16 protein-coding genes and 2 pseudogenes are annotated in these 18,684 nt (G+C 71.8%); 15 read left to right on the top strand and 3 right to left on the bottom strand.

Going from position 1 to position 18,684, the window contains the following annotated elements; genetic code table 11:
- Positions 1-193 precede the first annotated feature (193 nt).
- Both QEG98_RS04615 and QEG98_RS04620 read left to right on the top strand, forming a co-directional pair.
- Positions 194-424 (top strand): hypothetical protein, encoded by a 231-nt coding sequence (locus QEG98_RS04615; RefSeq protein WP_141594601.1) that lies wholly within the window; start codon positions 194-196, stop codon positions 422-424.
- A 54-nt stretch (positions 425-478) separates the two neighbouring features.
- On the top strand, positions 479-772 hold the full coding sequence (locus QEG98_RS04620) for a hypothetical protein (RefSeq protein ID WP_316565883.1): 294 nt from the start codon (positions 479-481) through the stop codon (positions 770-772).
- Positions 773-779: 7 nt separating this feature from the next.
- Here the strand turns inward: QEG98_RS04620 and QEG98_RS41630 are convergent, their stop codons facing one another.
- Both QEG98_RS41630 and QEG98_RS41635 read right to left on the bottom strand, forming a co-directional pair.
- Positions 780-1,007, bottom strand: a complete 228-nt coding sequence (locus tag QEG98_RS41630) for a hypothetical protein (protein ID WP_410477948.1) — start codon at positions 1,005-1,007, stop codon at positions 780-782.
- A gap of 12 nt (positions 1,008-1,019) precedes the next feature.
- Positions 1,020-1,265: a hypothetical protein gene (locus QEG98_RS41635; protein WP_410477949.1), complete on the bottom strand. Its 246-nt coding sequence runs from the start codon at positions 1,263-1,265 to the stop codon at positions 1,020-1,022.
- A 498-nt stretch (positions 1,266-1,763) separates the two neighbouring features.
- Between QEG98_RS41635 and QEG98_RS04630 the strand changes: the two genes are divergently transcribed.
- From QEG98_RS04630 to QEG98_RS04655, 6 genes are all read left to right on the top strand, one after another.
- A complete protein-coding gene (locus tag QEG98_RS04630; RefSeq protein ID WP_316565884.1) occupies positions 1,764-3,518 on the top strand; it encodes an MG2 domain-containing protein in 1,755 nt (584 codons plus the stop codon).
- 5 nt (positions 3,519-3,523) lie between these two features.
- On the top strand, positions 3,524-3,856 hold the full coding sequence (locus QEG98_RS04635) for a hypothetical protein (protein ID WP_316565885.1): 333 nt from the start codon (positions 3,524-3,526) through the stop codon (positions 3,854-3,856).
- On the top strand, positions 3,751-4,719 hold the full coding sequence (locus QEG98_RS04640) for a hypothetical protein (RefSeq protein WP_316565886.1): 969 nt from the start codon (positions 3,751-3,753) through the stop codon (positions 4,717-4,719). The genes QEG98_RS04635 and QEG98_RS04640 overlap by 106 nt, the downstream gene beginning before the upstream one ends.
- The gene (locus QEG98_RS04645; protein WP_316565887.1) at positions 4,716-7,154 is read left to right on the top strand and encodes an alpha-2-macroglobulin family protein; all 2,439 of its coding nucleotides are present in this window, start codon (positions 4,716-4,718) and stop codon (positions 7,152-7,154) included. The genes QEG98_RS04640 and QEG98_RS04645 overlap by 4 nt, the downstream gene beginning before the upstream one ends.
- Before the next feature lie 207 nt (positions 7,155-7,361).
- Positions 7,362-8,399: an effector-associated domain EAD1-containing protein gene (locus QEG98_RS04650; protein ID WP_316565888.1), complete on the top strand. Its 1,038-nt coding sequence runs from the start codon at positions 7,362-7,364 to the stop codon at positions 8,397-8,399.
- A 94-nt stretch (positions 8,400-8,493) separates the two neighbouring features.
- Positions 8,494-10,833 carry a hypothetical protein gene (locus QEG98_RS04655; RefSeq protein ID WP_316565889.1) on the top strand — a complete coding sequence of 780 codons (2,340 nt, stop codon included), beginning with the start codon at positions 8,494-8,496 and terminating at the stop codon, positions 10,831-10,833.
- Positions 10,834-10,843: 10 nt separating this feature from the next.
- Here QEG98_RS04655 and QEG98_RS04660 read toward each other — a convergent pair whose 3' ends face one another.
- Positions 10,844-11,653: an SDR family oxidoreductase gene (locus QEG98_RS04660; protein ID WP_316565890.1), complete on the bottom strand. Its 810-nt coding sequence runs from the start codon at positions 11,651-11,653 to the stop codon at positions 10,844-10,846.
- Between the two features lie 112 nt (positions 11,654-11,765).
- On the opposite strand from QEG98_RS04660, the gene QEG98_RS04665 reads away from it, so the two are divergent.
- From QEG98_RS04665 to QEG98_RS04695, 7 genes and pseudogenes are all read left to right on the top strand, one after another.
- Positions 11,766-12,446 (top strand): MotA/TolQ/ExbB proton channel family protein, encoded by a 681-nt coding sequence (locus QEG98_RS04665; protein WP_316565891.1) that lies wholly within the window; start codon positions 11,766-11,768, stop codon positions 12,444-12,446.
- 3 nt (positions 12,447-12,449) lie between these two features.
- The gene (locus QEG98_RS04670; protein ID WP_316565892.1) at positions 12,450-12,884 is read left to right on the top strand and encodes a biopolymer transporter ExbD; all 435 of its coding nucleotides are present in this window, start codon (positions 12,450-12,452) and stop codon (positions 12,882-12,884) included.
- 16 nt (positions 12,885-12,900) lie between these two features.
- Positions 12,901-13,700 (top strand): annotated as a pseudogene (locus tag QEG98_RS04675) (energy transducer TonB).
- A gap of 142 nt (positions 13,701-13,842) precedes the next feature.
- Positions 13,843-16,605: a TonB family protein gene (locus QEG98_RS04680; RefSeq protein ID WP_316565893.1), complete on the top strand. Its 2,763-nt coding sequence runs from the start codon at positions 13,843-13,845 to the stop codon at positions 16,603-16,605.
- Position 16,606: 1 nt separating this feature from the next.
- Positions 16,607-17,526 (top strand): annotated as a pseudogene (locus tag QEG98_RS04685) (hypothetical protein).
- Between the two features lie 89 nt (positions 17,527-17,615).
- Positions 17,616-17,741, top strand: coding sequence for a hypothetical protein (locus QEG98_RS04690; protein ID WP_316565894.1), 126 nt, complete (start codon positions 17,616-17,618; stop codon positions 17,739-17,741).
- Positions 17,738-18,643, top strand: a complete 906-nt coding sequence (locus QEG98_RS04695) for a caspase domain-containing protein (RefSeq protein ID WP_316565895.1) — start codon at positions 17,738-17,740, stop codon at positions 18,641-18,643. The genes QEG98_RS04690 and QEG98_RS04695 overlap by 4 nt, the downstream gene beginning before the upstream one ends.
- Positions 18,644-18,684: the final 41 nt, after the last annotated feature.

Consider the following 18,684-nt stretch of genomic DNA (forward strand, 5'->3'; position numbering starts at 1 on the left):
TGAGTTAACGCAGGAATCGCGGGGCACAAGGCGACCTGAGGTGTCCCCCGGTCGGGCATGGCCCTGCGGGCAGGCGGGCAGCCGAGCCCTCCTGCATTCCTTACGGGCCCGCCGCGCTTTGGTGGGTGGCCGACACCGCAACCCGGTGATGTCGCGTGTGCGCCCTGGCACGGGGATTTCAAGGGCCCGGGGCATGGATGCACAGGGTGCGGATGGTGGCATGGGTGGGGTGCTGCGGGTGGAGCTCCTCCATGACCGGCGAGGCTGGGGTGTGGAGGTGGAGACGTGGGCCGGGGCGGTGCGCCGATACCGGTATGGCAGCGAGGCCCAGGCCCGCTTCTTCGCCGCGGTGTTCGAAATGGGCCCCCGCGTGCTGCCGCCGGTGAGCACCGGGCGCCGCAAGCGGACCCGCCGGGCGGCCTGAGGCTCCGCGTCTTCCCTCTACCCTCGCGGGCTGCTTTCGGAGAGGCTACGGGCCATGAGTGACGCACCCAAGCCCTTCCTTCACCGTCCCAACCGCCAGCTCATCACCAAGGAGCCGGACCCCGCGGGCCGTTGGTCCAAGCAGTTCCCGGACATGATTGGCTACGCCAGCCAGGGCGGCGGCAAGGTGCCGGCCGACTTCGGCTGGAACACCAACCCCAAGCAGTGGCAGGAGGAGATGACGCCGGAGACGCTGGCCACGCGCTACGACGAGCTGCGCATCCTCCCGCCGAAGCCCGAGTCGCCCGCGCTGCCCGAGGGCGCGAAGGCCGAAGGCACCAGGCCGTAATCCCGCTTCAACTGAAGGGCAGGGCCGCGAGCCGCTCCCGGAACCGGCCGAGCAGCTCCCGCGCCCCTGCCTCCTCCAGCCCGTCGCCCGCCTCCTGCCTTGCCTTGCGCAGGAAGGCGTCGAAGGGCGCCGAGCGGCCCTGCAGCGCGCCCGCCGCCTCCACCGCCTCCGCCAGCACGCGCTCCGCGCCCCGTGAGCCCAGCGTGAGGTGCATGTCCGCCTGCTCCAGCTTCACGCCGCAGGAGGCCTACACCGCGCGGTCGTGGACGACGAGCCAGGTGCGCGTCACCTCTTCCATCTGCGCTTCCAACGCCGCGAGGTAGGGCTCCACCAACCCCGGTAGCGCGTCCGGCGCCAGTTCCGCCTGGGTGGCCGTGTCCAGCAGCCGGGCGCGCAGCTCCAGCACCTGGTGCTTCTGCGGCGTGCGCAGCGCCACTGACGCGGGAAGGGACACGAAGGCGGACAGGCTCTCCGCCACCTGCCGTGCCAGCACGGGGCGCGCGCGGGCCTCCGCCTTCGCCGCGCGCTCCAGCCGGCCTTGCAGGGAGCGGCGCAGGTCCGCCGCCGCCGTCCGCTTCCACCGACGTGGGCTCGTACTTCGCGATGCTCAGGTGCCCCAGCCGGTCGATGGCCACCGCCGCCGCGCGGTGCACGCGCTCCAGCCGGTCCGCGAGATGCCGGTCGGTCAATGCTTCCAGGAGCGACTCCAGGCGCGCGGGAAGCGCATCCTGGGGCAGGCGGGATTTGGGCTTGGGCGCTGGCAAGGAGCGGCGACCCTGGCGCACCGTCTCGAGCCACGCGAAGAACGGGGGGACTCGTCAGGGCCCCGGCCTCCCGGCATAGAGTGGAGGGAAGGGGAGAACCGATGACAATCCGCTTCCGGCGCCGCCGGCTGCTGGGGGGAGGACTGGCTGCGTTGCTCGTGGGGGGCGCGATAGCCTTTGCCTCCTGGGACGTCTGCCTTTCCGCCTGGGTCCTGCGAGGAGTGAAGGTGCCGAGCTGTCCGGACGGACAGTTCCGCCAGGTGGTGGAGGTCCATGGCTCCGGCCTGGCGCGTGGCGACACGGGCCAGGTGGTGGTCATGGCGCATGCGCTGGCGCCGCACCCGGAATCCGGCCAGATGATGAAGGCTCCGGTGACGAAGGGCACGGCCGCCGTGTTCCTGGTGGACGGGGAAGGGAAGGAGACGCCGCTTCCACTGCCGAAGGGGGCAGCGTGGATGCGCACCCCGGACGACCGGGGGCTGTCGGCCCGCGTGGCGCTGCCGGAGGTACCGGACGGCGACTACCAGCTCCGGGCTCGCGTCACCTCGCCGCTGGGCACGGACACCGTGGACGCGCCGCTGCCGCTGTATGCGAATGCCCTGGCGCATGTGTTGACGGACCGGCCCCTGTACGAGCCGGGCCACGAGGTCCTCTTCCGCGCGGTGGTGCTGAGGGCCAAGGACCCGGCGCCGCTGGATGGGCGGCCGGGGACGTGGGTGGTGCGGGATTCCACCGGCGAAGTGGTGCTGGAGGAGCGCGCGCCGGCCGGGCCCTGGGGTGTGGTGGCCGGGCGCTTCCCGCTGGACCGGGGCGCGCCGCAAGGACGCTGGACGGTGAGCTGGGTGAGCGGCGGGGCGCAGGCCTCGGCGTCCTTCGAGGTGAAGCCCTTCACCCTGCCGCGCTTCCGCGTGGAGGCGCGCAGCGCCCGGCCCTTCTGGCGCGCGGACGAGGTGCCGATGGTGGATGGGCAGGTGACGTATGCCTCGGGCGCGCCGGTGGCCGACGTGGAGGTGGGCCTGACGTGGAACATCCACGGTGACTGGCCCGCGCCCACGGAGTGGCATGCGGGAGGCCTGCCGGACCGCGCGCGCACGGACGCCGCGGGGCGCTTCCGCCTGTCGCTGCCGCGCGTGCCCATGGACCTGCGTGGACAGGCTCAGCTGGTGGCCCGTCTGGTGGCGCGGGACGCGGCGGGAGACCGCATCGAAGGCGGCGTGTCGCTGCTGCTGTCCGAGGACGCGCTGCAGGTGTCGGCGGTGACGGAGGTGGAGGGCGGATTGGCGCCGGGCTTCAACAACCGCGTCTACGTGCGCGCGACGACGGCCGCGGGGCAGGTGCTGCCGGGCACGGAGCTGACGGTGAAGCGCGCCTGGGACCCGCGCGACGAAGGCGTGCGCGCGATGACGGACGAGGACGGCGTGGCTGTCTTCCAACTGGACCCCGGGCCTCCCGTCAACGTCGTGGTGCCGCCCATGCCCGTGCGCCCGCCGCCGCCCGAGCCCACGGTGAGGCTGGGCCAGACGCGCAACCTGCTGGCGCCGGAGACGGAGGCCTCGCTCGAGGACCTGCTCGCGCTGGAGAAGACGTTGCCCGCGCTGGAGCCCTGTGCGCGCTTCGTGACGCGTGAGGATGGAGAGATGGAAGTCGCGCTCGGCCTGCGCGTGAGTGCCGCGGGCGCGGTGGTGGACGTGGTTTCTGGAGAGGACGCACTGCGCGCCTGTGTGGCCTCGGCGTTGCGCACCCGCGTGCTTCCCGCCGGGCGTGAGCGGGTCTTCCAGGTGAGCCTGGGCATCATGGACCCAGGCCTGCCTGAGTTGGCAGTGGAGGTGGAGGCGGCCATTGGCGCCCCTGAGACGCTGGTGGTCGCGCTGAACGACGCGGCCCTCGATGCGCGCACGTGTCTGCCTCGGGACCTGAGCATGGAAGCTCCGCTGCCCGCGGCGTTGAGCTGGCGGCTGGGGAAGGGGGCCTGGAGTCGCTGACGTGGGTGACGCTGCCGAAGCAGTCGAACGCGCTGGCCGCGTCCGCCCTGCCCTGCATCCAGGAGCGCTTCGCGCGCGTCCGGCCGCCCAAGCCCGAGTATCCGCAGAACGCCCTGGGCGTGGCGTACCTCACCGCCCGTCCGTCGGCCGAGAAGGGGCGCCGGGCTGTTTCCCAGGCCACCACCTTCCTGGGCTACGAGCTGAAGGTGAGCGGCACGCAGGGGGAGAGGCCGTGGGCGAAACGAAGCTGGTGCTGCGTCCAGCGGAGGTGCCACCCACGCGCCTGCGCGCCACGCCCGTGCTGGCGCGCGGCGGCGAGGAGGTTCGCATCGAGCTGATGCGCGGCCCCCAGTTCGAGGGCCCGCTGCCCGAGACCCTGGTGCTCCAGGCGGGCAACCAACGAATGGAAGAGAAGGTGGACAAGGCGACGCGCTCGGTCCGCTTCAAGCTGCCCGAGGACTTCGAGGGCTGGGCGATGACGTACTGGGAGGGCGCGCAGGGGCGGGTGTACGTGGCGCCGCGCGCGCAGCTCTCCGTGGAGGTGACGCCGGACAAGCAGCACTACGCTCCCGGCGAGCTGGCCCGGCTCCAATTGCAGACACGGGTGGATGGACAGGACGGTCCGGCGGCGGTGGGCCTCTTCGGCGTGGATGAGACGCTGGCGCAGCTGGCGCCGCTGCCAGGGCCGGACGCGCTGGGACAGCTGCGGCCGGTGCCCACGGTGGCCTCGCCGGCCTTCGGTGTCCTGGACGGTCAGGCGCTGGCCATGGGCCGCATCCGCGGGGCCAACGCGGCGTCGGCGGCGGTGCTGCGGGTGAGCGACGTGCCTCGGCGCGAGCACACGGAGCCTCGCGTGACGGTGAACGCGGTGACGGCCTTCGAGCCGGAGTCGGAGCTGACCGACCCCTTCTACACCGTGCTGGCGGAGTTGCACGCGCAGGTGCGCGCCTGGGAGGAGAAGGCGCCGCAGGGGCAGACGCTGGACCCCGCGGGCATGGCCCGGCTGTGGGAGGGCGCGCTGGCGGCGTGTGAGAAGCGAGGCGACAAGGTGACGGATGCCTTTGGCCGCCGGTTGAAGCTGTCGCGGCTGCCCGTGGACCTGCTGGCCCTCACCGACCCGCGGGCGGTGGTGTCCAGTGGCACGCGGCTGCCGGAGGACGTGGAGAACTGGAACGCTTGGGTTGCCCGGGAGGCGCCATGAATCGCTCGTTCTTCGCCGGGGTGGGGTGCTCCCTGGCGAGCCTGGTGGGACTGGTCATGTTCGTGGCGCTCTTCGGTGACAACGTGCGGCGCCTGTTCGGCGCATCCGCTGACGCGCTGGCGGGGGCGTCCGAGCCCCAGGCGTCGAAGAGCCTCCGCACCTTTGGTGGACAGAACTCCGAGTTCGACGAGGTGCAAGCGGTGATGGCCCCCCCGCCGGTCATGGCGGAGCAGCAGATGGAGATCGGGGAGATGGAAGGGGGGATGCTCGGGTTCTCGAACGCGCTCCGCAGTGCCCGCTCTGTCGTGGTCAAGGATGATGCACGCAAGGGCGGGGGCGGCGCGGAGGCAGACGCCACGCCCAGCCGTGCCTGGTTCCCGGAGACGTTCCTCTTCGAGCCCCTGGTGGTGACGGACGCGTCCGGCGCGGCGACGGTGCCGGTGCGCGTGCCGGACCGCCTCACACAGTGGCGGGTGCTGGCGCTGGCGCACTCGCGCTCGGGCGCGCAGTCCGGCGCGGTGACGTCCTTCACGGGCACGCTGCCCACGTATGTGGACCCGGTGCTGCCAGCCTTCCTGCGCGCGGGCGACGCCGTGCGGATGCCGGTGCAGGTGATGAACACCACGGACGCGGTGGTGGAGGCGCCCTTGAAGGTGGAGGTGCCGGGCGCGCTGGTGGAGGGCGGCAGCCGCACCGTGCGCGTTCCGGCGCGCGGCAGCGTGGTGGAGTACGTGACGGTGCGGGTGGCCACGCCGGGGCAGGTGGCGGTGCGCGCGACGCTGGGCGCCACCGACGCGGTGGTGCGGGACTTTCCCGTGTGGTCCACGGGGCGGCCGGTGGTGGAGACGCGCGGTGGCACGCTGGCGGCGCCGCGCTCGCTGTCGCTCACCGGGGCCGTGGACGCGCAGCCGGGAAGCGAGCGCGTCCGGGTGCGGGTGTTCCCCGGCGGGCTGGGCGTGCTGCGCTCGGAGTTGCTGAACGCGAGCGCGCGCGAGGACGCGGCCGGCGTGGGCTATTCGCTGCTGCTGACGGGCCGCGCGCCGGAGCTCCTGACCGCCCTGGGCGAGACACGGTCCGCGGAGGCGCTGAAGGCGCTGAGCACGCCCGGGCAGCGGCTGACGGCGCCCGTGCCTCCGGAGCCCGGTGAAGTGGACGTGGAGTCGGTACGGGCGGGGTTGATGCGGGCGACCCAGCGCGCGCTGCGGTGGAGCCGGGCGCCGGACGTGGCCACGGCGGCGCTGCTGGCGGAGGGCGCGCTGGCGCATCCGGACAACCCCGTGCTGGCCCGCCTGGGCGAGCGGCTGGCCGCGCAGGTGGCGGCGGCACAGCTTCCGGACGGCACCTGCCAGGGCGGCAACGGCTGGACGCTCCAGCGGCTGCTGGTGGCCACCGCGGACTGCACGCGCGCGGTGAACGCGGCGGCGGTGACGCCGGAGGGCAAGCGCCGCGCGGCCTTCTTCACCGCGCGGGCCTCGGGTGCGCTGGAGCGCAACCGGGCGCACGTCAAGGATGGCTACACCGCGGCGGCGCTGCTGGCGAGCGGCGCGGTGACGGGCTCGTTGCGGGACTCACTGCGCGAGCAGGTGCGGGATGCCGTTCAGCGGCGCGACGAGGGTGCCGCGTTCCTGCCCGTGGAGGAGGGCGTGGTGGACGCCGCGGGCGGCACGCCGACGGAGGCCGAGGCCACCGCGCTGGCAGTGCTGGCCCTGGAGGGCGACGCGAAGGCACCCGTGGCGGACCTGGGCGCCGCGTTGCTCGCCAGCTACGAGCCGGTGAACGGCTGGGGCAACGGGCGCGCCAACCGCCTGGCGTTGCAGGCCGTGGTGTCCCTCTTCCGCGAGCCGCTGCCCGCCCAGGTGCGAGTGGTGCTGGAGCGGGACGGCCAGGTCATCACCGAGGGCACCTTCGACGCCAAGGCCCTGCGTGAGGTGCTGTCCCTGGAGGCGGCGGCGCCGGGCTCCGGTGGCGCGCATACCTGGACGGTGCGCGCGGAGCCCGCGGTGCCCGGGTTGGGCTTCGCGCTGGCGTTGAGCGCCGCGGTGCCGTGGACGCAGCAGGCACAGGCCGGGCTGGAGTTGTCCGTGCAGGTGCCCTCGGACGCGAAGGTGGGGCAGCCGTCGGAGGTGACGCTCCAGGCCTCCACGCCGTCGGGCCTGCCGCTGGTGATTCGCCACGGGCTGCCCGCGGGCGTGCAGGTGGACACCGCCAGCCTGGAGGCGCTCGTGCGCGAAGGGAAGGTGGCGTCCTGGCAGAGCGAGGATGGCGCGGTGACGCTGCGGCTTCATCCCCGAGGGCCGGGCGAGCCCTTCCAGGCGCGCTTCCGCGTCATCCCGACGCTGGCGGGCACGCTCCAGGGCGGCGCGTCATCGCTGATGGCCCTGTCGCGCCCTGACCTGGTGTCCTACGTACCCCCCGCTACGTGGGCCGTACGCTGAAGAGAAGTCGCTGGCACTTCCTGCCCCCCGGGCCACTGCCCCGGCGCTGGGGGGCGCGTTATGTGTCGACTCGTGGTGACTTCACGGGCCTCCAAGAAATGTAGTCCGCGCTCCCAACTGGGCACCTACGCCGGGGATGCACAGATTTCCCAGCAGCAACACGGAGTCGCAACCGCTCCCAGGGTTGTTTCGTCGTGGGTGGCAAGCATGGAGCTCGACGGCGCGGAGAGGGACGAGCTACAGCGGGCGCTGACGAGCGCGTTTGCCTCGGTGGAGCACCTTCGCCGGGTCGTGGCCGCCACCTGCCGCAGGGATTTGGAAGCGCTGGGCGTCTCCGGTGGGCTGCGGGAGCGCGTCTTCGCGCTCATCCACATGGCGGAGGCGGAGGGCTGGCTGCGCGAGCTGATTCGCGGCGCCTACCAGGCCCTGCCCCGACACCCTCGCCTCCAACGCTTCGTGCAGGTGTACCTCGCGTCCGTCCAGCGCAGCATCCCCCGTGTCGGACTGGAGCGCATCTTCGGCAGCGGTCGTGCGGACGCCGAGCGTGAGCACTGGCGCAAGCGCCTGACCTCCATCGAGCGGCAGGTGTGCCGCGTGGAGCCGGAGGTGGGCGCGGCGCTGGGCACCGGCTTCCTGGTGGCCCCCAGCGTCGTGCTCACCAATTTCCACGTTATCGAGAACAGGCTGCTGGAGTCTCTACGGGTCCGCTTCGGCCGCAAGGTCCTCCAGGACGGGACGCTGCTACATCCGGGGACGGTGTACCGTGTGACGCGCTGTCTGGCGCGCAGTCCTTACAGCCCCGCGGACCTGATGCACCCGCGTCCGCGCGATGCCACGTCGGGCGAGCTGGACTATGCCTTCCTCGAGGTGGCGGGTGTCCCCGGCGAGGACCTGGTCGACGGGGAACCCCGAGGCTGGCTGGAGCCGCCCGATTCGCGGGAGTCCTTCACGCCCGGCAGCCTGGTGCTCATCGTCCAGCACCCGGCGGGCCAGCCGATGAGCGTCGCGCTCGATGAGTTCCTGGGCGTCAATCCGGGCCGCACACGCGTGGCGTACCGCGCGTGCACGGGGCCGGGCTCCTCGGGGGCACCCTGCTTCACCCAGGACCTGCGGCTGGCCGCGCTGCATCACAGCGGTGGGCCCCGCGTCCCGTCCGTGTCGGTGGGACACAACGAGGGCATCCCCATCGACACCATCCGCGGCAGCCTGTCCGGGAGCATGTTGAGTCAGTTGGGGTGGGGATAGGGCGCGAAGTGGAGGCATGGGGGGCGCCTGATACAGTCAGTGAATGCGTTCCGCTGGCACCCGTCCCGCCGTCACCCACTCCGCGTGGGGGCTCGTGCGTCTTCCGGCCCTGCTCCTGTTGCTCGTCCTTCCCTGGAGGGCCGGCGCTGAGCCCTCGCTGCGCGTGGCGGGCGCCTCCGCCAGCAACGAGGTGAAGCTGCGGACAGCGTCGGAGGACTTCCGGCACGTGCTGCGCGTGGATTTGCTGAGCGCGCCGGAGGTGGTCGGCGACGTGGCGGTAGCCGGCGGCGTGGCGAGAGGTGTGGACGGCGAGCTGCCCGGCGGCGTGACGGTGCTGGTGGATCCGCTCCAGTCCCAGGACGGCGTGCAGGTGCCGTTGCAGGCCGTGGTGAAGGAAGCAGAGGCTGGGGGCGCCACGGTGCCCATCTCCACGCGGCGCCCCATCCACGTCGAGCTGTCCGGGCGCCTGCCCGTCACGGGGGACTACACGGGCCACGTGGTGCTGGTGCACGCGCAAGGGCGGGAGACCACCGCGCTCATCGTCACGCGCGTGCAGGCGGTGCCCGCGGTGCAGTTCATCGCCACGTCGCCAGCGGTGACGTCCGCGGGCTGGGGCTGGGGCTCCATCGACGCCACTGTGCGGCTGCCGTTCAAGGAGACGGCGGGCGTGGGCGGGGTCGTGCCGGTGCCCCAGTTGCTGCAATTGCAGCGCAAGGCGCCGGACATGGACTCGGCCCTCATCCAGCCGCGCTTCCAGAGCGTGCGCTTCGCGCTGGAGGGCGGGAGGCCGGATGGCGGCAATCTGGATGTCACGTCGGTGGACGGCGGCATTCCCGTGAGCGCGCATGGGAGCGGCGCGCTGCTCTTGAACCTGCGGGGCCTGGAAGGTCCGGGCGAGTACACCGGCACCGTGCGCCTGTCCGTGCGCTCGGGCACGCCGGTGGAGCAGCCCTTCACCTTGTGGGTGAGCTCGCCCTGGTTGTGGGGCGCGTTGCTCATCGCGGCGGGGGCCGTGTCGTCGTTCGGTGTGCGCCTGTACTCGCAGCGCATCCGGCCCCGGACGCTGCGCTTGCAGCGGGTCATGGAGCTGCACCGCCGGCTCCAGGCCGTGGTGAGCGGGCAGGGGGCCCGGGCGCGGGAGGTGGGGCAGGTGATGCTGGGCCAGGTGGACGGGCTCGCGTCGGAGATTCGCCGGCCGGTGCGCGGCATCCGCGTGCGCGACGGGGACCTGACCGCGCTGGAGCCTCGTCTACGGCTGTATGGCGCGTGGTGTGACGCGTCACGCAAGCTGGACGCGCTCCCGGCCGAGCTGCGTCCGGAGCAGGCGAGCCAGTTGCTGGCGGAAGTGGAAGGCGCGCTGCGCGCAGAGGACACCGCTACCGAGCAACTGGACCGCCTCGCCGCCAAGGTGCGGGAGCTGGACGTGGACGGACTGGCGCGCGCCGGGCTGGAGGCGCGGTTGCAGGACATCGACCGTCAGGCGCGGACGCTGGTGGAGCAGCACGGTGAGGATTCGCTGGGCTTCCGGCTCAAGTATGAACTGCTGTCCCTGCTGTCGACCGTGCGGGAGGAGCTGGCGCGGGGCGCGCTGGACGCCGCCCGGCGCCAGCTGGAGTTCGCTCGCCGCTCGTACTTCGACATCCTCTGCGAGGAGCTGTCCGCGGCCCTGGCGTCCCGCACGCCGCCGCGAGGCTTCACGGAGGAGGAGTGGGAGGCCCTCACCCGGCAGGTGAACACACTGCTGGAGAGAGCCCGCGAGCGTGCGAACACCAGCGTGGATGATGCCGTCCGCATGTACCAGGGCGCGCATGCCGCCTATGTGCGCCAGCTCATCGTGGAGCTGCGCGGCGCGGTGGACGAGGCGCGGCAGGTCAGTGAGTCCGAGGCGCAGACGCAGGCGCTCGATGAGGTGGAGGTGCTCCTGCGCGAAGCCATGGGGCTTCTGGTGGCGGAGTCGTCGCACGAGGCCGCGGGGAAGTACGGCGAGGCGCGCGTCCGGTTTGTCTCCGCCAGCCAGTCCCAGCGGATGGCGAAGAGCTTCCACCTGGAATCGCTCGCGTCGGACGACGGGGGCGACGGTGCGCCCTCCGTGCCTCCTCCCACCGCGCCCAGCGGTGGAAGCATCCTCGCGCTGCCGGAGGCGCCCGCCGGAGGGGCGCCCGCGCTGGGCGACTTCGAGGGCATGCCGCTGCCGTCGCCGCGTCACATGTGGCTGGTGGAGCTGGGCGTGCTGGCGCTGCTCACCACGGTGGCGGTGGCGCTGGGGCTTCAGTTGCTCAATGTCTTCTCGCCCACATGGGGCGGTTTCGGCGCGGGCATGACGGCCTTCCTCTGGGGCTTCGGCCTGCACCAGGTGGGCAACGCCTCCTTCGAGGGAATCTCCGGCCTGCTGACACGCGTGGAGCGGCCGGCCACGCCTCCGCCGGCCACCTGAGCCGCGCGAATCAGCGCTGCCGGTCCTGGATGGTCTTCGCGGCGATGCGGTCCACCACGCCCGGGGCCACCAGCTTGAGGAACTGGGCGACGCGGGCCTTGGTGGTCATCACCACCTCGCGCTCGCGGCGCTCCATGGCGCGCAGGATGATGGCCACGCAGGTGTCCACGTCCATGTTGCCCGCGCTCTCGTCGTGCTTGCTCTGCCGCACGGGCTGGCCGTCCGCGCCCAGCGCGCTGTCGCGGATGTTGGTGGCGACGAAGCCGGGGCACACCACCGTCACGTCCACGCCGGTGCCGCGCAGCTCGATGCGCAGCGAGTCGAAGAAGCCGTGCATGGCGTGCTTGCTGGCCGCGTAGCCGCTGCGGTTGGGCACGCCCGTCTTGCCCGTGAGGGACGACACGGCCACCACCAGTCCGCGCCGGGCCTTGAGGTGGGGCAGGGCGTGGTGGGTGCAGTACACCGCGCCCAGGTAGTTGATGCGCATCAGCCGGTCGAAGAGGGACAGGTCCTTCACCTCGTCCACGCGCGCGTCCATCGTCACGCCCGCGTTGTTGACGAGCACGTCGACGCCGCCGAACGCCTCCACCGCCCGCTCCACCAGGTGGCGGCAGGCCTCCGCGTCGCCTACATCGGTGGGCACCACCATCGCGCGCCCGCCGGCCGACTCGCACCGGGCCTTCACCCGCTGGAGCGCTTCCTCGTTTCGCGCCGCCAGCACCAGGTTGGCGCCGCGTCCGGCCAGCACCACCGCCAGCGCCTCGCCAATGCCCGCCGAGGCGCCCGTGACGACCACTGTCTTTCCTTGCATGGCGCGCATTCTGACCCCTCGCCGTCAGAGCGGCCCGGAAAAAATCCGACCACCCGGTGACACTTCAATTCGGGCCCGGTGTTCCGGTCGCGCCAACGTGTTTCGCGAGGGGAAAGACACCATGCCGTCCATCGCCGTTTTCGCCCAGGCCCACCCGGAGCAACTGGGGTGGCTCAGCACCAAGCTGCTGGGGGTGACGCTCACTTCCGCGGAGTGGGTGCTGTGGGTGCTGGTGTGCCTGTCGGTGCTCTCCATCGCCATCATGCTGGAGCGCACGGTGTACTTCGCCCGTCACCGGCTGCCGGACTCGGAGGCGCTGGCGGTGCGGCTGTCGCGCGGTGAGCTGGACGCGGTGAAGGCCGCCATCCAGGGGCGTCAGGGCATGGAGGCCGCCATCCTGCGCGAAGGGCTGGCGTGCGCCGACCAGGGCGCGGACACGGTGGAGCAGGTGATTGCCTCCACCCTGTCGCGTGAGCGCCCGCGCTACGAGCGCTTCCTCTCGTACCTGGGCACGCTGGGCAACAACGCGCCGTTCATCGGTCTGTTCGGCACGGTGCTGGGCATCATCAAGGCCTTCAATGACCTGGGGAAGATGAACGCCCAGGGCGGCGGCGGGGCCATGCAGCAGACCGTCATGGCCGGCATCTCCGAAGCGCTGGTCGCCACGGCCGTGGGTCTGGCGGTGGCGATTCCGGCGGTGGTGGCCTTCAACGTCTTCAGCCGCCAGCTCAAGACGCTCACCAGCCGCGCCAATGCCCTGGGCTACGCCCTGGTGGGCAGTCTCCGCTCGGAGGCCCGTTAGGCCATGGCGGGCGGCGCGCAGGACAACGACGACGAAATCACCGGCATCAACGTCACCCCGCTGGTGGACGTGGTGCTGGTGCTGCTCATCATCTTCATGGTGACGGCCAACTTCATCGTCCGTGAGACGGTGGAGGTGGACCTGCCCCGCGCCGCGAACGGCGGTGAGACGGTGCAGGGCCTGGTCAACGTGGTGCTGGACAAGGAGGGCAAGTTCTTCTTCGACGGCACCGAGATGACCGAGAAGGAGCTGGAGGCGAAGGTCGCCGAGGCGGTGGCCAAGGACAAGGACACGCGCGCCATCATCAGCGCCGACCAGTCGCTTCCCTATGGCCGCGTCATGCGGCTCATCGACGTGGTGAAGGGCCAGGGCATCGCCAAGTTCGCGCTCAACATCGAGAAGGACGTGGCCCCCGCGGCCACGGTTCCCGCGCCCTGAAGCGAGGCATCAACGCATGAGCCAGGCGGTCCTCGACAACAGTCCCACGACGCCCTCACACGACCGCTCGCTGGCCGTGGTGGGCGCCTTCCTGCTCGTGTCGCTGGGGATTCACGTCGGCGGCTTCTGGGCACTGGGTGACGGTGACTCGCGCTTGCGCCCCGTGCCCAAGCGCCCCGTGGAGATGGTGATGGTGGAGGTGGTGAAGCCTCCTCCACCGCCCCCCGAGGCGCCGAAGCCGGAGGAGCCGCCCAAGCCGCCGCCTCCCAAGCCCAGGGTGGTGAAGCCGCCGCCGGTGAAGGTGGCCGTGGCGCCCAAGCCGCTGCCGCCGCCGCCCGTGGATGCGCCGCCGCCGCCCAACGACACCCCGCCCCCTCCGCGAAGCCCGCGCCCCTGGTGGTGGGCCTGTCGATGTCCTCCACCACCAGCGCTGGAGGTTTCGCGGCGCCCGTGGGCAACACGCTCTACGGAAGGACGGGCCCCACGGCGAAGGCGCCCCAGGAGGTGAAGGCGTACAGCGCGCCGAAGTACGCGCCCATCTACCAGGTGGACTCCGAGCCCACGGTGGCCTCCGAGGTGAAGATTCCCTATCCGGAGGAAGCGCGCCGCGCGGGCGTGGAGGGCACCGTCACGCTCTCCATCACCATCGACCACGAGGGCAAGGTGGTGGCGGTGAAGATTCTCAAGGGGCCCGGCTACGGCCTCAACGAGGCGGCGAGGGATGCCATCCGCCGCTTCCGCTTCAAGCCCGCCATCAAGGGCGGCGAGCCTGTCTCCACGGAGATGAAATACTCGTACACCTTCCTGCTCGATTGATGTCGCCACTCCCGCTGGGAGAGCGGCGGAGCACGGGCGTGCCCGGCATGTCAGGGGTACCCATCCCCACAGGCATTGCCGGGATTCCACCTCGCCATCGCTCCGTCTCTCTTTCAGCGGGAGCGGCAACCCCCTCACCCGTATGCTTGGACACGCCATGTCCTCCACCCTGAAAGCCCGAGGCGCGCTCGTCGCGGCCTCGCTCCTGCTGGCGGCGCCCGTGCTCGCGCAGGCACCCCAGGCCGGCGCGCCTCCCGCGGACGCGGCCACGCCACCCGCGGCGCAGACTCAGCCCACCATCACCAAGCCTCCCGAACTGGTGCAGCAGGTGGAGGCGCAGTATCCGCCCGAGGCGCTCGCGCAGGGGCTCACCGCGTCCGTGCGGCTCATCATCACCATCGCGGATGACGGGTCCGTCGCCGAGGTGCTGCCCACCGAGCCGGTGGGCAACGGCTTCGACGAGGCGGCCATCGCGGCGGTGCGCCAGTTCCGCTTCTCGCCCGCCGAGGTCGACGGCGTGCCCGCGCCGGTGCAGGTGGAGTACGTCTATCACTTCACCCTCACCGCGCCGGAGCCGGAGGCGGGCGCCGAAGCCGAGGAGGTCGAGCAGCCCAAGGCCACGCTCACCGGCCAGCTCATCTCCCGCGGCAGCCGTTCGCGCGTACCCAACGCCACCGTGCGTTGCGGCGACGACCCGGACGCGCCCGAGGTGATGTCCGACGAGGACGGCCGCTTCACGCTCGAGGTGCCCGCGGGCACCTGCGAGGTGCGCGTGGTGGCCACGGGCTTCCAGCTCTACCAGACGAAGGAGGAGCTGAAGGCGAACGAGACGACGGAGGTGAACTTCTACCTCGCGCCCTCGGGCGGCGGCCTGGAGACGGTGGTGCGCTCCGACCGGCCGAAGAAGGAGGTGGTGCGCCGCACCATCACCCGCGAGGAGGCGCAGAAGACGCCGGGCTCCTTCGGTGACCCCATTCGCGTCATCCAGTCGCTGCCGGGCGTGGCGCGCGCGCCCTTCATCTCCGGTGAGCTGCTGGTGCGTGGCTCGAACCCGGGCCAGACGTCGACGATGATGGACGGGGTCGAAATCCCCCTCCTGTTCCACCTGCTCGGCGGACCCTCGGTGGTCAACGCCGAGTTCATCGACCAGCTCGACTTCTTCCCGGGCGGTTACGGCAGCCAGTACGGCCGCGCGGTGGGCGGCATCGTCGAGGTGGGCACGCGCAAGGGCGCATCGGACACGCTGCACGGCTCGGTGAAGGTGGACCTGCTGGACGCGGGCTTCTTCCTGGAGAGCCCGATTACGGACGGCATCAGTGTGGCCGCCGCCGCGCGCCGTTCGTACATCGACGCGATTCTGCCCGCCGTCCTGCCGGAGACGGAGGGGGGCACGCTCTCCGTGGTGCCGCGTTATTGGGACTACCAGCTGCGCGTGGACTTCGGCGCGAAGCGCGGGACGCCCAACGACGACACGACCGTGACGGCGGGGGGCGCACGCAGCTCCGGCTACATCATGGCCTTCGGCAGTGATGACCAGCTCCGCGTGGTGTCCACCGGCCCCGAGACGGAGCGGGACCTGGAGCTGGACACGCGCATGAACTTCCACCGGGTGAAGGGCGACTGGACCTACCGCAAGGGCGCGATGTGGTCCGTCTTCACGCCCTTCGTCGGCATGGACCGCAACAACATCGACTTCGGGCTCGCGCGGCAGGAGGGCAAGACGTACACGCTGGGCGCCCGCGAGGTGCTGGGCATCGAGCTGTCCTCCGCGCTCACCCTCCGCACGGGTCTGGACCTCGTCTTCGAGCACGAGCGCTACGACGTGTCCTTCCCCGCGCCGGGCGGCATCGAGTACGTGCCCTTCCCCGGGGCCGAGCCGGTGGGCCAGCAGTTGGAGGAGCAGATTGCCCTGAGTGCCTTCGACGGCGCGCTCTTCCTGGAAGCAGACCTGCTGGTGGGGCGCTTCACCTTCACGCCGGGCGTGCGCGGCAACCTCCAGACGGTGGGCAACACGCGGAACCTGGCGCTGGACCCGCGGCTCTGGGTCCGCTACGCGGCGACCTCGCGTACCAACCTCAAGGGCTCGCTGGGCCTCTACAGCCAGCCGCCAGAGACGTTCCGCTTCATCACCGCGCCCTACGGCAACCCGGACCTCGCCTACCAGCGCGCGTTCCAGAGCAGCCTGGGCGTGGAGCACCGCATCACCGACGTGCTCAACGTGGACGTCACCGGCTTCTTCAACCGCCGCTTCAACAACATCGTGTCGCCCGGCCAGCTCGTCGCCAACGAGGGCGGCGGCGTCTTCACGCTGCCGTACTCCAACGACGGCATCGGCCGCGCGTATGGCGTGGAGGTGATGCTGAAGAAGGAGCGCGCCTCCGCGACGGACAAGTGGTCCGGCTGGCTCTCGTACACCTTCAGCCGCTCGGAGGACGGGCGCGCGGGGCCGCCGCCCCAGGGCGGAGGGGCCTTCGGTGGCGGCAGCGTGCCGGACGACTCCACCTATGGCCTCAGCCCCTGGGACCAGACGCACATCCTCACGATGGTGGCGGGCTATGTGCTGGGCAACGGCTGGGAGCTGGGTGGCCGCTTCCGCTACACCAGCGGCCGGCCCATGACGCCGCTGGCGGGCGGCCATGACGTCTACGACGCGGACCGCAACCGCTACAACGCGACGTTCGGTCCCTACTTCTCCGACCGCACGGGCGGCTTCCACCAACTGGACGTGCGCGTGGACAAGAGCTGGCAGTTCCAGAGCTGGACGCTCACGGCCTACCTGGACGTGCAGAACCTCTACAACGCGAAGAACGTCGAGTTCGTCTTCAACGACTACCGGTTCCGTCGGGAGTACGAGGTGCCGGGCATCCCCATCCTCCCCGTGGTGGGTGTGAAAGGAAGCTTCTGAGATGAAGACCCTGCTCGAGTATGGCGGCCTGTTGCTGCTGCTGGGGGCCACCGCGTGTGTCGATGTCGAGGACCAGCCTTCGCGCGTCCACGACTTCCGTGTGCTCGGCCTCGCCACGGAGCCGCCGGAGTTCATGGCGTCTGCTTGTGAGCTCAACCCGGCGACGCTGGATGAACTCTCCGAGCCCGTGACATACCGCGCGCTGCTGGTGGACCCGGCGGGCGAGGGCCGTCCCATCCAATACACGTTGTGGGCGTGCGCGGACCCCGAGGACCGGACGTGCGCGAACGAGTCCAACCGCGTGCTGCTCGCGGAGGGCACCACCGCGCCTGGTGAGCTGACGCTCAGCATCCAACCGGGCGCGGCCACGCTGGCGGATGACACGCCGCTGCTGGCGCGGGTGCAGGCGCTGGACCCCTACCGGGGCTGGGCGGCCTGCGCATGCCGCTGGTCCTCTTCACGCAGGCGGGGGAGGAGCGGGTGTACGCGCAGAAGCTGATGGTCTTCTGGTGCCCGGCCGTGGAGGGGATGCGGGCCAACGTGCAGCCGGTGATTCCGGGGCTGCGCGTGGACGACGTGGCCTGGGCCGCGGAGGCGCCGCTGGAGCTGCGGGGCGCTGGGCCCTTCGTGGTGACGTCCGAGGACGTGGTGGCCCTGCAGGAGACGTACGTGGTGCCCGGGCTGCGGCTGGAGGCGGTGACGCTGCGGGAGAGCTGGGAGATTTCGTGGCACGCGACGCTGGGCGAGTTCTCGCCGCAGGAGACGGGTGGCTCGTCCTTCGGCGGGCAGGAAGGCCGGCACCGCACGGAGTGGGAGCCGCCAGAGGGCGCGCAGGCGCAAGAGGTGACGTTCTGGGCGGTGGTGCGGGATGGCCGGGGCGGCAGTTCCTGGGTGGTGCGGCGGGCGCTCTGGAGCCCGTGAGCCGGGCTCGCTCGCCGGCCTCCAGTCGAGATATGCCGAGGGGACTCGCTTGAGGCCGGGCCGGGCCTGACGCGTGGGGTGGAACGCGGATGATGAGACGCACCACTGCTGGGGAATGGGGCCGCCGGTGCGGCCTGCTGGCCGCCGCCTGCCTGGGCGTGTGGGCCACGGTGTCCGCCGCGGCCACGCCGCCCCCGGCGGAGGAGCCCCGGTGACGCTGCGCCGCTTCGCGCTGCTCGTGGGCTCCAGCGAGGGCGGTGAGGGACGCGAGCGGCTGCGCTACGCGGGCTCGGATGCGCTGGCCATGTCCCGCGTGCTGGGGGAATTGGGCGGCGTGGCGGTGGCGGACCGCGTGCTGCTGCTGGAGGCGGACCGGAAGGGCCTGCTGGGCGCGCTGGAGCGGATGCGGGTGCTGGTGGAGGCCGCGGCCGCCGACGGCGTTCGCAGCGAGCTGGTGCTCTATTACTCGGGCCACTCGGACGCGGAGGGGCTGCTGCCGCGCGGTGAGCGGCTGACCTACGCGGCGCTGAAGCAGGGGCTGGGCGCGGTGCCCGTGGACGTGCGCATCGCGATTCTGGACTCGTGCGGCTCCGGCGCGGTGACGCGCTTCAAGGGTGGGGTGCACCGGCCGGGCTTCCTCATGGACGCGGCGTCGCAGGTGCGGGGCCACGCGTACCTCGCCTCCAGCTCCGCGGATGAAGTGGCGCAGGAGTCGGACACCATTGGCGCGTCCTTCTTCACGCACTTCCTGGTGACGGGCCTGCGCGGCGCGGCGGACGCCAGCGGTGACGGCCGCGTCACCCTGCACGAGGCCTACCAGTTCGCCTTCCATGAAACGCTGGCGCGCACGGAGCGCTCGCAGGGCGGTCCGCAGCACGCGGCCTATGACATCCAGCTGGCGGGCAGCGGCGACCTGGTGCTGACGGACCTGCGCACCTCGCGCGTGCGGCTCACGGTGGCGGAGGACGTGCAGGGCCGCCTCTTCGTGCGCGACTGGGGCAACCAGCTGGTCGCGGAGCTTCAGAAGCCCGCGGGCCGGCGCCGGCGCTGGGGCTGGAGGCGGGGCGCTATCAGGTCGTGCTGGAGCGTCCCTCGCAGCGGTTCGAGGCGGAGTTGACGGTGTCGCCGAAGGGGGCTCGGAGCTGCGCGCCGAGCACT

Origin of the sequence: Myxococcus sp. MxC21-1 (genome assembly GCF_032612255.1) — a bacterium.
Classification (GTDB): Bacteria; Myxococcota; Myxococcia; order Myxococcales; family Myxococcaceae; genus Myxococcus; species Myxococcus virescens.